Here is a 14,111-nt window from a genome sequence, read left to right as displayed (position 1 = left end):
TCAGGCCGTTACCTCCCGTCTGCGGAGCAGCACCAGCGCGGTCAGGCTGACGATGGTGATGATCACGAACATCAGCACGCCGATCGTCGCCGCGTAGCCGGCGTCCTCACGTCCGAAATAAAGCAGGTACATCATCGTCGAGAGCGAAGCGGAGGCGTAGCCGGGTCCGCTGTTCGTCATCGCCGTGATGACGTCGAACAGCTTCAGGCCGCCGATCAGGTTCAGCACCATGCTGACGGTGAACGATGGCGCAAGCAGGGGCCACGTCACCCGGGCGAAACGAGAGAACGCCCCGGCGCCGTCGATCGTCGCCGCTTCGTAATAATCCTTCGGAATCGACTGCAGCCCGGCCAGAAACAGCACCATCGCGATGCCGAGGTACTGGTACGTGTTAACGAACGTAATGATCCAGACGTTCGACTTCGGGTCGCCGAGCAGGTTGGAGGGCTGATCCTGGAACAGCTTCAAAATGTCGTTGATCGCGCCGCCGTCGTATTGGAAGAAGAAATACCAAATATAGCCCATAATGAGCGCGCTGACGATGACAGGCAAATAGATGATCGTACGGACGACGCCGCGCGTGCGGATGCTCGTGTTCAGAAACAGCGCGTACAGCAGGCCGATCAGGTTTTGCAGAACGGTGCTGCCCACGCCGTAAATGACCGTGTTTTTAAGCACCCGGGCCATATCCGGATCGTCCATCATGCGGGCATAGTTGCTGAAGCCGATCCACTTGTAATTCTGGTTGTAGCCGTCCCAATTCGTAAACGAGATCTGCACCCCTTTGAGGAAAGGGTAAAAAATAAAGACGATAAACAGGATCAGCGCCGGCACATACAGTAAATTGAGCAGGGAGCCGCCGCGGACGAGCCGCTTGAAGTAACCGCTTCTGACCGGCAGCTGCTCGTAAGACGCGCCGAGCGGCCGCATATTCGGCTGGGCCACAACTTTCACCCCTTTCGAAAATAAACCGGGAGGGCGCTGTGCGGCCCTCCCGCAAATCCGTTACTGATCGCGGAGACGTTCGAACTCGGATTTCATTTTTTTGGAGAAATCCGCGGGCGACAATTCGCCGGCCAGCAGCGCGGTGCCCGTCTTGCACATGACGTCCCACATCCCGTTCGGCAGGTAGACGCGGTCGAAATACGGGAAGACGCGAACGTTTGCGAACTGGTCGTAATAAGCCGAGAATTCGTGCTTCGCTTCGATGCCCTTCAGGCCGGCGGGAAGCTTGGTCGAGTTGGCGATCTTCGTCATATTTTCCGGCTTCGCGAAGAAATCGATCAGCTTCTTGGCTTCGGCCAGATGCTTGCCGTCTTTCCAGGCGCCCATCGTATAACGCTCGCCGCCGGAGAAGTTCTCGCTGTCGCCGGCCACCATGGACGGAACGGGCATATAGCCGATTTTTACGTTCGGGTTCACTTTGTAGGCGTCGTCGGCAAAGGACGGGCCGCCCATGACGAACGCCACTTTATCCTGCGCGAACCGCTGCGGCATGTCGCTGTTTTTGGCGGTCAGGAAATCTTTGTTCAGGTAGCCCTTGTTTTTCAGGTCGAGCAGGTCCTGCGCCAGCGGCGTCCATTTGTTCCAGTCGAATTTGCCGTCCAGGAAGTTCTGGGCTTCGTTGGTCGCCGGGCTGATAAAAGCCGACGTCGCGAACTGATCGAGGAAACCGCCGATCGTGCCGTTGTCGACGCCGGACATGAAGAACGGGGAGACCTCGCCCTTGCTCTCCGTCACGATTTTCTGGGCCGCCGCCATCAGCTCGTCGAACGTCTTCGGCGGCTCGATGCCGTATTTGCTGAGCACGTCCGCGTTATACGTGATGCCGTCCTTCGCTTCGCTCATGACGAGCGCGTACACCTTGCCGTCGCTGTCGGTGACGACGGGCTTGATCGAGTCCGTCAGCTGCGACGCCCACGGTTCGTCGCGAAGGTCGGCCAAATATTTACCGTAGCGGATTTTCGCCCAGCCGTGCGTGTCGAAGACGTCGGGCAGATCGTTCGCCGCCATTTTGACCTTCAGAATGTTCTCGTATTCGGTGCCGGGAAACTGGAATTCCACCTGGATGTTCGGGTTTTCCTTCATAAAGTCGGCCGCGATGCTTTTCATCACTTCCTGGTTTTTCGTTTCGCTGATCGTGCTGTAGACGGAAAGCCGGATTTTGTCGCCGCCCCCGCTGCTGGCGCTTGAATTGCCGGAGCCGGTGTCGGCCGATTGCCCGGTGTTCGCCGAGTCATCGCCGGATGCGCCGGACGACCCGCTCGGGCGCTGGGAGCAGCCGAGCAGCGCAATCGTCAGGGTCAGGATAATTGCGATCAGACTGAAAGCCGATTTTTTCATGAAGCCATGGACCTCCTTTTTTTAAAAACGTACATGGATAAATTTGATATCCTCCTTGCGCTTTAATCGTATCATGACTGGTAGCGCTTACAAGTGTACCGTTTTTCAGGTGTAAGCGCTATTTTTTTAGGGGAAACGGGTCGAGGTTTGTCGAAAGCGCGGCGCACCGTCTTAATCCCGTTCCGCCGATTATGATAGGATAGGGGTGAACGGGTCCTAAGCTCGTTTGCTTGTTCGAATCCTTGGAAGCAAACCGCGTGAATCGCGGACAACGATAAGGGAGGCATGCAGGATGTATATCGTGACCTCAAAGGAAATGCGCGAAATCGACCGGGCGGCGATCGAGCGGATCGGCATTCCGGCGCTCGTGCTGATGGAGAACGCAGGACGGGCGGTTGCCGAGGAAGCGGCGGCGCTCGCCGTGAGCGGTGCGGGCCGGACGCTGAAGCGGTGGCTTGTACTGGCAGGCAAAGGCAACAATGGCGCGGACGGCGTCGTCGCCGCCCGGCACCTCGCCGAGGCGGGCTTCGAGCCGATGATCGTCTACGCCGGCGACCCCGCCGCATTCGGCGGCGAAGCGGCGGTGCAGCGGGATATCGCGATGCGGCTTGGCCTGCCGCATCGCGTTTATGGGATGGGCGGCGAGGCCGTCCCGTGGGACCGTTACGACGGCATCATTGACGCCCTGCTCGGCACGGGCAGCAAGGGGGCGCCCCGCGGCGCGTATGCCGAGCTGATTCGCGAGGCGAACGGCAGCGGCCTGCCGATCGTCGCCGTCGACATCCCGAGCGGGCTGGACGCCGACACCGGGGAAACGCACGATCCGTGCATCCGCGCGGCGCGCACGGTCGCGCTTGCCTTCGGCAAGTGCGGCCTCGTCCAGCACCCCGGCGCAGCCGCCGCCGGCGAAGTGACCGTGCGGCCGATCGGCATTCCCGCCGCGCTGGCGGAGGAGCACGGCGTGCGTACGTTTGCCCTCGGGGAACGGACGCTGCGCGAGCGGCTCGGCGTCGACCCGGAGCGCCGGCGCGAGACGGACACGCACAAGGGCACATACGGTCACGCGCTGATCGCCGCGGGCAGCCGCCCGATGAGCGGCGCGGGGCTATTGAGCGCCAGGGCTGCGCTGCGCGGAGGCTGCGGCCTCGTCACGTGGGCGGTGCCGGACCGGCTCGTCGACCCGATGACCGGCCGGTTCCCCGAGGCGATGCTCGCCGGCCTGCCCGACGCCGGCCTCGGCGGCTGGAGCGAGGTGCGGCCGGACGATCTGGCCCGGCTTGCAGCCGGGAAGGACGCGCTCGTGCTCGGTCCGGGCCTCGGCCGCTGGGACGGCGGCGCCGGCTGGCTGCGAGAGGTATGGACGCGCGTCGACAGCCGCGTCCCGTTCGTGCTCGACGCCGACGGGCTTAATCTGGCGGCGGACGCGCACGATTTCGCGTCGTGGCCGAGGCGCGAGGGCGGTGTTGTCTTCACGCCGCACCCGGGGGAGATGGGCCGCCTGGCCGGCATCCCGACGCGCGAGGTGCAGCGGGACCGCATCGGCGCGGCGCGCCGCTATGCGCTTCGGCACGGCGTCACGCTCGTGCTGAAGGGTGCTCGTACCGTCGTCGCCGCGCCGTCCGGCGACGTCTACATCAACGGCACCGGCAATCCCGGCATGGCGACGGCCGGCGCCGGCGATGTGCTGGCAGGCCTGATCGGCGGCCTGCTGGCTCAAGGGCTCACAGCAGAGCAGGCGGCTGCGCTCGGCGTATGGCTTCACGGAGCGGCGGGAGACCGCGCCGCCGCCCGGCGGTCCGCGCCGGCGTCGCTCATCGCCGGCGAGATTGCGGACGAGCTGTAAGCCGTCCGCGCCGCCCCCCAGGGGAATCCCAGTCGACAAGGATCGGGATTTCCCGGGAAATCCGCCAGCCGGCCGAACTTGCCGCCTGCCGCGGAAATCGGCTTGACGCCAACGGTCATGAGACCGGAATCGCTTGCGCCGCGGCGATTGCGGAGCAGGATGGACTAACGATTGCCGTCAACGGCTTTTTTTGAACCCCGCCCGAATTCCATCGCTTGTTTCGATCCGGAGACGTGCCCGCAGGAGCGCACATTCGCTCTGCGGAGACCGCGCGGAGCGGGCGTCTCCCGCCCGCGTTTCCCGCTCATTTTCAAGCCGCCGTCATGGTTCAACGCCCGCGGATATGATAAAATAAGCAAAAACGGAGTGGGTACGTTTGAAAAAGGTCACCATGCAGCAAATTGCCGACCAGCTGGGGGTGTCGAAGTTTGCCGTGTCCCAGGCGCTATCGGGGAAGCCCGGCGTAAGCGACGAGACAAGAAACCGGATTATTCAGGCCGCGGCGGCCCAGGGCTACTACAGCCAGCGTCATACCCGCGGGAAGGCGCGGCCGGTTTCGCTGCAGGAAATGGAAAAGAAACCGCCGGCATTAAAAAATACGGTGATCGTGCTCATCCCGAACGTTCGCTACCAGCTGCCGGAAAGCGCATTTTGGGGAAAAATCGCCGACGGTGTTATCGCGGGGCTGGCCGACCGGGGCATCGGCAGCATGGTGGTGACCGAGCACAACTCGGACCGGTTCCTTCATATTATCAATCCGGCCAGCGTGCTGGGGCTGGTCGGAATCGGTCTGGTCGCCGACCAGATCGTGCTTGAAATCCGTAATGCCGGCATCCCTTTCGTGCTGATCGATCACGAGGATTCCCTCATTTTGTCCGATACGATTTTTATGAACAACTACGATTCGGTGCACAGACTGACCGAATATTTGATTTACCTCGGGCACAAAAGCCTGAAGTTCGTCGGCAATCCGGGCTATTCCCGCAGCTTCTTCGACCGGTGGCTCGGCTTCCGCACCGCGCTCGAGGAAATGCGGCTTCCGGTGCAGGAGGCGGGAGACCGTCTGCTTCAGATCGAGGACGACAGGGAAGTCGAGGACATTTTGAAATCGATGTACGCCCGGAAAAGCATGCCGACCGCCTTCGTATGCGCCAATGACGCGACGGCGCTCCATGTTCTCCGGACGCTGGCGGAGCTCGGCATTCGCGTTCCGGAGGACGTTTCCGTCACCGGCTTCGACAACACCGAGGAAGCAGCCAGGCTCTCGCCTCCGCTCAGCACCGTCGACGTGCCCAAAACCGGCATGGGAAGACGCGCGGTCGAGCTGCTGCTGCGGCGGATCGAGAACCCGGACAAGCCGTTCGAGAAAATGCTCATTCACGGGGAGTTCATCAACCGCCAGTCCATTGCGCCGGTTTAATAAACGGGAGAAGCAGACCGCCGTCGGTTTGCCGGCTCTCGGGTCTGCTTTTGTTCGACTGGAGGAAAGATTAACTTTCTGCCTGCTTTCCCGATCGATTGTTCGAAGGGAAAAAGCTTGCACTGCCCCCGGCACAGCGTCAGCCGCTTCCGCTTGACAAACAAATCCGTATAAACGTCCCCCTTTTCTTGAAATTATCAGCTTGACGGGCGGAATTGCGTTTCTATAAGATGTACGTACAGCCCGCCGATGGCCGGCCAAGCGGCGCTGCCGAAAGGAGAGGTCCAAATCCCTGATGGATACCGTAAACATTCCCCAGAATCCGACTTCGCTTAGCGAACATGTCTACTTATCGTTGAAACGAAAAATTTTAAAAGGGGATTTGCCGCCGGGCTACCGGCTGATCGTGCTGGAAATCGCCAAAGCATTCGATGTGAGCCAAGCGCCGGTCCGCGAAGCGCTGGAGCGCCTGAAGCAGGAAGGGCTGATTGTCGGCAGGATGAACAAAGGCTCGGCCGTCTCCGAAATTACGTTCAAGGAAATCCGGGATATTTACGAGCTGCGGCAGCTGCTCGAAGGGCATGCGCTGCGCGAAACGATGAAGGTGCTGACCCCGGAGGACATCGCCAGCCTGGAGCGGATTTTGGCCGACATGAAGCTGGCCGTCGACGAGAACGATTCCTACCGGCTGGTCGAGCTGGACATGCAGTTTCACGGCTATTTCTACCTGCGCAGCGGCAACGCGCTGTTTCTGGATATCTGGAACAGCATCAAGACGAAAATCATGCGGTTCATTTCCGTGACGAACCAGGATCATTCCGGCTACAGCATCCCGGATTCGCATGCGGAGCTGCTCGATATTATCAAATCCGGCGACGTGGACCAGGCGGAGAAGAAGCTCGTCCGGGGGCTCGATTTCTATAAACGCTATACCGGATAGGATAAATTTGCGGTATTCAAATCATCTGCAGCAGAGTATAATTAGGATTATCGATAATCGATAAACGATAAGTCGCCCGGTTCTGACCTCAAGCGATGCATCCCGATCATCAGCCTTTGCCAAAGGGGAAATGGAGAATGCAGGTAAACGAACTGCTGAGCAGAGACGATGCCATCCTGACGCTGCTCAAAAACCGCCTGTTTATGGACCTCGTCCGCAAGGAGGAAGGCGGCAGCCGGCTGTTCAAGGAGGGACTGAGCTTCCTGAATGTCAGCTCGACCTTCGCCTTTCCGACGCTGGCCGTCCTCGAGCCGTCGGGCCTCCCGCAGGATGAGCACGAACGGAAAAAAGCCGCGCTGCGCATCCGCGGCGAATTGCAGCGGCAGGCGGCGGACGGAAGCGTCGCCTTTCTCGATGACGAAGGCCGGGTCGGCCTTTTGTTCTCCTGGGTGTCCAAGGAGGCGGTTGAAGCGGTGCGGGAAAGACTGTGCGGCCGGCTGAACCTTCCGGTCACGGTCGGCGTCGGACAGCCCTGCGGCAAGCTTTCGGACGTGCACCATTCCTACCGGCAGGCACTGGAAGCGCTTGAGGACAAGTTTTATCAAGGCTTCGGGAAGGTCGTCTACTATAACGAGCTTGCAGGCTGCCGCCAGTCCTGCGAATATCCGCTCGCCAAAGAGCGCGAGCTGTTCGAACGGCTTACATCGCTGGCGGATCCCGCCGGTATCGAGGAGGCCGTCGACGATTTTTACGGGCATCTGCTGGAAGAGGGGCCGCTGCGCCGGCAAAGCGTCGACGAATTGACGATCCGGCTCTTGATCGGGCTGGAAAAAAGGCTGTTTACCGAAGCCGGAGAAGAAAGCGCATACAGCTCCAAAGGCTGTGAAATTATGCCGGTTTTCAAAATGGAGACGCTCGGCGAGCTTAAGGCGTACGTGTGCGGACAGCTGAGAAGCTGGCTGGAGCCGCGGCGGCTGCCGCCCGCGGAGACGGAGAACCAGCGCGTCATCATCAAGAAGACGATCGAATACATGGAGCGGGAGTACGACTGCGCAACGCTGCACAATACGGCGCAGAAGGTATATATGACGCCGACCTATTTAAGCGCGCTCTTCAAAAGCAACACCGGCAAAACGTTTATTGAGCAGCTTACCGACATCCGGATCGAGAAAGCAAAGCATATGCTGAAGAGCACGCACCTGAAAAATTACGAGGTCGCCGAGAAGGTCGGCTATAAGGACTCCCGCTATTTCAGCCAAATTTTCAAGAAAAAGGTCGGCCTGTCCCCGAGCGAATACCGCGAAACGGCGGCAAGATAAACAGGCGCGTCAAGTTACGATTCTGACGAATCGTTATTGCCGAATCTTTTCGTTATCTCAAGTTAATGTGCAAGCCTGGCGGATACCGTAATCGGCTTGCCCGTCGGACTTGCGGTTCGCTCCATCCTCGTCCGGAGCCGCTCCGCCCAATAGACCGGCATGGCCGGCAGAGCGGCTTAATTCGATTCCCGTCCGGTTACCTTTTCAAATTCCAGCCGTCGGAGCCATATTTCTCCGCTGCGAGGCGTCCTGCCAGCTCCGTTTCATACCCGGTCAGACCGCTTTCCGGCAAATCGGTGTCCAGCCCTTCCGAAAAGCCCGCGCGAAACGCATCCTCGACTTCCCGCATCGTCGCGGGAGGCAGGTTTTTCCGGGTCAGGCACGTTTGAATCGCTACCGCTTTGCGCTCAAAAAGCCTTTTCATTCGCTCCCGGTCCGCAGGCTCCGGAAACCGGAGAACGCTGAACAGCTTGCCTGCATCCAGTTCGAGCAGGATGGAGCCGTGCTGAAGGATCACTCCCTTCGAGCGCATCTGCGCGCTTCCCGCGATTTTTCTCCCTTCGACGACCAGCTCGTACTTGGAAGGCGCGTCGAAGCAGGCGGCCGTGCTCAGCCGGCCGTCTTTGCCGGCCGGCTGATGCAGGCAGGCCATTTCGGCGTCCAGCCCGAGCCTGCGAAATCCGAGCAGCAGGCCCATGCTGAGGACCCGGTAGGCTTCCGTCACATTGCCGGGAATCCCCGGGTAATTTGCGGATACGACCAGACTGTAGGTCAGCTCCCGGTCGTGCAGCACCGCCCGTCCGCCGGTCGGCCGGCGGACGAAGCCGAGGCCGCGCTCGCGCAGCGCTTCGAAGTCGATCTCTTTCTCCGCCTGCTGAAAATAACCGATGGATAGCGAGGCCGGGCTCCAGCCGTAAAAACGGACGGTCGGCGGGACCAATCCCTGCCGGTGCGCCGTCAAGATCGCCTCGTCGATCGCCATGTTTTCCGCAGGAGAACGATTGCCCGTATGAACGAATCTCCACATCGCGCGCCCCTGTTCCGCCGCGTTCCGGCTATTTGCCGGAGACGAAGGCCGCGTATTGGTCGGGCGTAAGCAGGGCCGCCACCGCTTCCGCCGCGTCCCCGTCTGCTTCGATCTCGACCATCCAGCCGTCGCCGAACGGATCCTCGTTCACTTTCTCGGGAGCGTCCAGCAGCGATTCGTTCACCTTGACGACCTTTCCGCTCACGGGACTGAACAGGTCGGACACGGTTTTGACCGATTCGATCGTCCCGATCGGCTGGCCGGCTTCCACCGCGGTTCCGACCTCCGGAAATTCGATAAACACGATGTCGCCGAGCTCGCACTGCGCGAAATCGGTGATGCCGATCCGAATGACGCTGCCGGCGGCCTGCGCCCATTCGTGCTCCTCCGTATACCCCAAACCCGCTCTAATATCGCTCATCGCCATCTTCCTTTCCTTTTCAGATTCATACACGTAACCGTTTCCCGCATCCCGTATTGGCAAAAAGCCGGGCAACTCCGGGGCAGCACCTCCATATAGTATTTATACAAGCGGAAAAATGGCCGGAGAACCGGCTCTTCGCGAAGTTAGCGTAATGCAGATTTTACAGTAATGTCAATATAGCTGACACAAATTTCGCAAAATTTCGAAATTGGAGTTGACACTTTTTCCGGGGACATGTTATATAAACGTTAACAACTGAAAATCGCGGATGATGGCATCGGGAGAGACCGCCGGAACGATGGGGCGGCGCCGAAGGAGTAAACCCGCCACGGGTGAATCTCTCAGGCAAAAGGACCTGTGCCGGACGCGCCTCTGGAGAGAACGTCAGGATGCGCCGAAGCCGGCGCGCGCCGGCGTCACCCAAGGGGAAACCTGAACCGGAACCGGGTTCGGGGCAACTCTCAGGTACAAGGGACAGAGTGAAAAGGAACCGCCGGGCGGCAAGCCGCAGCGGCAGGACCCTTTTTGCGCCTGTCCTTTTTGCGTTTCGACCATCCTTGCGAGGAGTGAGAACGATGGCAGAACTGAAACGAACGCCGCTGTATCCCTGTTACGCCGGCAATCCCGGGGTCCGCTGCATCGACTTTGGCGGCTGGGAGCTTCCCGTCCAATTCGCGGGCATCCAGAAGGAGCACGACGCCGTGCGCCGGCGGGCCGGTCTGTTCGATGTTTCCCATATGGGAGAGTTCCGGGTAACCGGCCGGTTTGCCGAAGCTTTTCTGCAGCATATGCTGACGAACGACGTGACCCGGCTTGCGGACGGGCAGGCGCAGTACACGCTGATGTGTTATCCGGACGGCGGCGTTGTCGACGACCTGCTGGTGTACCGGATCAGCGCCGACCGGTTCATGCTCGTCGTGAACGCCTCCAATATCGAAAAGGATTACGATTGGCTGCGCGAGCACCTGATCGGGGACGTCGAGCTGGAAAATCTTTCGGACGAACTGGCGCTGCTCGCCCTGCAGGGACCAAACGTCGCTGCCGTCATGGAGAAGCTTGTCGCGGGGCCGGAGACGAGCGGCCTGAAGCCCTTTCACTTTACCGCGGACGTGTCCGTTGCGGGCACGAAAGCGCTCATATCGCGAACCGGGTACACCGGCGAGGACGGCTTCGAGCTTTACGTACCGGCGTCCGGCGCCGCCGGCGTCTGGGACGCGCTGCTCGCCGCGGGCGGGCCGCTCGGCCTGGAGCCGGCCGGGCTCGGCGCCCGGGATACGCTCCGCTTCGAGGCGCGGCTGCCGCTGTACGGCCAGGAGCTTTCGCGTACGATTACCCCGCTCGAAGCGGGGCTCGGCGTTTTCGTCAAGCTTGGCAAAGCGGATTTCATCGGCAGGGAGGCGCTGCTGAAGCAGAAGGCTGAAGGCGTGCCGCGCAAGCTTGTCGGCATCGAGATGGTCGACCGCGGTATTCCCCGCGCTCATTATCCCGTTTTTGCAGGCGATCGGCAGATCGGCGAGGTGACGACGGGCACCCAGTCTCCGACGCTGAAGCGTAATCTCGGGCTGGCCCTGATCGAAGCCGGCTATGCCGCCCTCGGCACCGGGCTCTTGGTCGATATTCGCGGCAAGCGGCTGAAGGCCGAGGTCGTGAAGACGCCGTTTTATACAAGAACGCCAAAGGAGTGAGAGACGTGCCCAACCGTTACCGTTATATTCCGATGACTGAGCAGGACCGGGCCGACATGCTGGGGACGATCGGCATCGCGTCGGCGGAGGAGCTGTTTCGCGACATTCCCGAGGCGGTCCGATACCGGGGCGTCCTGCCGATGTCGCCGGCGCTCGACGAGTTTTCGCTGCTGGAGCATATGAAGGAGCTGGCCGGCCGCAACGCGGATACGGACCGGTACGTGAGCTTTCTGGGGGCCGGCCTTTACGATCATCATATCCCGGTCGCCATCAACCATATCGTTTCCCGCTCCGAATTTTATACCGCCTATACGCCGTATCAGCCGGAGATCAGTCAGGGAGAGCTTCAGGCAATCTTCGAGTTCCAGTCGTACATTTGCGAGCTGACCGGGATGGCCGTCGCCAATGCCAGCATGTACGACGGCGCTACGGCGCTGGCCGAAGCGGGGGCGCTGGCGTCCGGCGCGACAAAACGCAAGCAGCTTGTCGTTTCGCGCACCGTTCACCCCGAAGCGCGCGAGGTCGTCCGCACAATGGCCCGCGGCCTTAATCTGGAGGTCGTCGAAGCCGGGTACGCGGACGGCGTGACGGATTTAGACGAGCTGAAGGCGGCGGTTTCGGAGAAAACGGCGGCCGTGCTCGTCCAGTCGCCGAACTTTTTCGGCTGTCTGGAGGATATCGCGGCGATCGAGCCGATCGTTCACGGCGCGAAAGGGCTGCTCGTCGTCAGCGCGAACCCGATGTCGCTCGGCCTGCTGAAGCCGCCCGGCCGGCTCGGCGCGGACATCGTCGTCGGCGATGCGCAGCCGCTCGGCATCCCGCAGTCGCTCGGCGGACCGACATGCGGTTTCTTCGCGGTCGCGGAGCCGCTGATGCGCCGGATGCCCGGCCGGATCGTCGGCCAGACGACCGACATCCAGGGCAGGAGAGGGTTCGTCTTGACGCTGCAGGCGCGCGAGCAGCACATCCGCCGCGAGAAAGCGACGTCCAATATTTGCTCCAACCAGGCGCTGCTCGCCTTGTGCGCTTCCGTTTACCTGTCGGTCATGGGCAGGGAAGGGCTGCGGGAAGCGGCCAATCTGAACCTGCAAAAGGCGCATTACGCCGCCCGCCGGCTGGCTGCCGAACAGGGTGTCGCGCTGCCGTTTTCGGCTCCCTATTTCAACGAATTCGTCGTTCGCCTGCCCGAAGGAACGTCCGTGAAGGAGCTGAATGCGAAGCTGCTGAAGGAAGGGTTTCTCGGCGGCTACGATTTGGGGATCGCCTACCCGGAGCTTCAAGGCTGCCTGCTGGCTGCCGTTACCGAAAAACGAAGCAAAGCCGAAATCGACCGCTTTGCGAGCCGACTGGGGGAACTCGTATGACTACGAAACCGGAAAAAGCGCTGATCTTCGAATTAAGCAAGCCCGGCCGTACCGCTTATTCGCTTCCTCCCTGCGACGTGCCCGAGGAGGCGCCGGACGAATATATTCCGGCATCGATGCTGAGGGAAGGCCCGCCGCAGCTTCCGGAGGTTTATGAGGTGGACGTCATCCGGCACTACACCGAGCTGTCGCGGCGCAATTTCGGCGTAGACAACGGTTTTTATCCGCTTGGCTCCTGTACGATGAAGTACAATCCGAAGCTGAATGAAGATACGGCCCGGCTCGCCGGCTTCGCCAAAATCCATCCGTACCAGCCGGAGGAGAGCATCCAGGGCGCGCTTGAACTGATGTATACGCTGCAAAACGACCTGGCCGCGCTGACCGGCATGGACCGGGTGACGCTGCAGCCGGCTGCGGGAGCGCACGGCGAATGGACGGGGCTCATGATGATACGCGCGTACCATGAAAGCCGCGGCGAGACGCGTACGAAGGTCATCGTGCCGGACTCCTCGCACGGGACGAACCCCGCCAGCGCCGCTATCGCCGGGTTTGACACGGTGACGATTCAATCGAACGAACAAGGGCTGGTGGATCTGGACGCGCTGCGCCGGGCGGTCGGCAGCGACACGGCGGCGCTTATGCTCACCAACCCGAGCACGCTCGGCCTGTTTGAGAGGGAGATCGTCGAGATCGCAAAAATCGTCCACGAGGCGGGCGGCTTGCTTTACTATGACGGGGCCAATTCGAATGCCATTATGGGCGTGACCCGTCCCGGAGATATGGGGTTCGACGTCGTTCACCTGAACTTGCATAAAACGATGAGCACGCCGCACGGCGGCGGCGGCCCCGGAGCCGGTCCGGTCGGCGTCAAAAGCAAGCTGATTCCTTATTTGCCGAAGCCCATCGTCGGGCGTAGGCAGGACGGCAGCTACTTCCTTGATAGCGGCAGGCCCGAATCGATCGGGCGGGTCAAAGCGTTTTACGGCAATTTCGGCATTCTTGTCCGCGCGTATACGTATATCCGCACCTATGGTCCGGAAGGACTTCGATACGTATCCGAATGCGCGGTGCTGAACGCCAACTACATGATGCACCGGCTTGCGCCCTACTATGAAATCCCGTATCCCGGCGTCTGCAAGCACGAATTCGTCATGTCCGGCCGCGGCCTGAAGCCCTATGGCGTGCGGACGCTCGACGTGGCCAAGCGGCTGCTCGATTTCGGCTTCCATCCGCCGACCGTCTATTTTCCGCTCAACGTCGAGGAATGCATCATGATCGAGCCGACCGAAACGGAAAGCAAGGAGACGCTCGACCGGTTCTGCGACACCATGATCCAAATCGCCGAAGAAGCCAGAACCAACCCGGAGCTGGTCAAAAATGCGCCGTACGGCACGGTCGTCCAGAGGCTTGACGAAACGTCGGCCGCCCGCAAACCGGTGCTGAACTGCTCCTGCGGGTAGAACGGATTATCGCGCGAACGATCGGAATACATTTTCCGAAAATGTCCGTTAGGATAGAATGAACCTGAACATCATGACGAACAAGCCGAGGCTGCTGGGTAAATCCGAGTGCGGGCTTGACGAATCCGGAGCCTTCGGGCTCTTTTTTTGCTTGCGTCACTTCCTTAAACGATAGATGACGAAACCAGTCGTTCCATGCCGAATATGTCTCTCCTGCTGCGGAAGTAAACGATTTTGCATTGTTCTTGCGAGCGTCCGGCTTGTATAATGGGGGGAGCAACATGAA

General features: G+C 60.7%; 11 protein-coding genes and 2 riboswitches. Of the genes, 7 read left to right on the top strand and 4 right to left on the bottom strand.

Annotated elements, in window-relative coordinates; all coding sequences use genetic code 11:
- On the bottom strand, positions 1-930 hold the full coding sequence (locus PD282_RS22955; RefSeq protein WP_420832372.1) for a carbohydrate ABC transporter permease: 930 nt from the start codon (positions 928-930) through the stop codon (positions 1-3).
- A gap of 75 nt (positions 931-1,005) precedes the next feature.
- Complete coding sequence (locus PD282_RS22950) at positions 1,006-2,343, bottom strand: ABC transporter substrate-binding protein (RefSeq protein ID WP_274653524.1); 1,338 nt, start codon at positions 2,341-2,343, stop codon at positions 1,006-1,008.
- Positions 2,344-2,635: 292 nt separating this feature from the next.
- Here PD282_RS22950 and PD282_RS22945 point away from each other — a divergent pair, with 292 nt between their 5' ends.
- The 4 genes from PD282_RS22945 to PD282_RS22930 all read left to right on the top strand — a co-directional run bounded on the left by PD282_RS22945 (position 2,636) and on the right by PD282_RS22930 (position 7,865).
- Positions 2,636-4,186 carry an NAD(P)H-hydrate dehydratase gene (locus PD282_RS22945; protein WP_274655427.1) on the top strand — a complete coding sequence of 517 codons (1,551 nt, stop codon included), beginning with the start codon at positions 2,636-2,638 and terminating at the stop codon, positions 4,184-4,186.
- 376 nt (positions 4,187-4,562) lie between these two features.
- Positions 4,563-5,606: a LacI family DNA-binding transcriptional regulator gene (locus PD282_RS22940; RefSeq protein WP_274653522.1), complete on the top strand. Its 1,044-nt coding sequence runs from the start codon at positions 4,563-4,565 to the stop codon at positions 5,604-5,606.
- Between the two features lie 295 nt (positions 5,607-5,901).
- Positions 5,902-6,546, top strand: coding sequence for a GntR family transcriptional regulator (locus PD282_RS22935; RefSeq protein ID WP_274653520.1), 645 nt, complete (start codon positions 5,902-5,904; stop codon positions 6,544-6,546).
- Positions 6,547-6,683: 137 nt separating this feature from the next.
- On the top strand, positions 6,684-7,865 hold the full coding sequence (locus tag PD282_RS22930) for a helix-turn-helix domain-containing protein (RefSeq protein ID WP_274653518.1): 1,182 nt from the start codon (positions 6,684-6,686) through the stop codon (positions 7,863-7,865).
- Positions 7,866-8,061: 196 nt separating this feature from the next.
- Here PD282_RS22930 and PD282_RS22925 read toward each other — a convergent pair whose 3' ends face one another.
- Entirely contained in the window at positions 8,062-8,892 is an 831-nt protein-coding gene (locus PD282_RS22925; RefSeq protein WP_274653516.1) for a lipoate--protein ligase family protein, read from the bottom strand.
- A 28-nt stretch (positions 8,893-8,920) separates the two neighbouring features.
- Entirely contained in the window at positions 8,921-9,313 is a 393-nt protein-coding gene (gene gcvH, locus PD282_RS22920; RefSeq protein WP_274653514.1) for a glycine cleavage system protein GcvH, read from the bottom strand.
- A gap of 271 nt (positions 9,314-9,584) precedes the next feature.
- A riboswitch (glycine riboswitch) is annotated at positions 9,585-9,683 on the top strand.
- A gap of 3 nt (positions 9,684-9,686) precedes the next feature.
- A riboswitch (glycine riboswitch) is annotated at positions 9,687-9,796 on the top strand.
- A gap of 95 nt (positions 9,797-9,891) precedes the next feature.
- On the opposite strand from gcvH, the gene gcvT reads away from it, so the two are divergent.
- Genes gcvT through gcvPB form a run of 3 tightly spaced genes read left to right on the top strand, consistent with a single transcriptional unit; the run spans position 9,892 to position 13,825 of the window.
- Positions 9,892-11,001 carry a glycine cleavage system aminomethyltransferase GcvT gene (gene gcvT, locus PD282_RS22915; protein WP_274653512.1) on the top strand — a complete coding sequence of 370 codons (1,110 nt, stop codon included), beginning with the start codon at positions 9,892-9,894 and terminating at the stop codon, positions 10,999-11,001.
- A 5-nt stretch (positions 11,002-11,006) separates the two neighbouring features.
- Complete coding sequence (gene gcvPA / locus PD282_RS22910; protein WP_274653510.1) at positions 11,007-12,365, top strand: aminomethyl-transferring glycine dehydrogenase subunit GcvPA; 1,359 nt, start codon at positions 11,007-11,009, stop codon at positions 12,363-12,365.
- Positions 12,362-13,825, top strand: coding sequence for an aminomethyl-transferring glycine dehydrogenase subunit GcvPB (gene gcvPB, locus PD282_RS22905; protein ID WP_274653508.1), 1,464 nt, complete (start codon positions 12,362-12,364; stop codon positions 13,823-13,825). Before gcvPA ends, gcvPB begins: the two co-directional genes overlap by 4 nt.
- Positions 13,826-14,111: the final 286 nt, after the last annotated feature.

It is taken from the genome of Paenibacillus humicola, from assembly GCF_028826105.1.
GTDB lineage: Bacteria > Bacillota > Bacilli > Paenibacillales > Paenibacillaceae > Paenibacillus_Z > Paenibacillus_Z humicola.
Note: the sequence above shows the minus strand (reverse complement) of the source record. Positions and strands in the feature narration are given on the sequence as shown.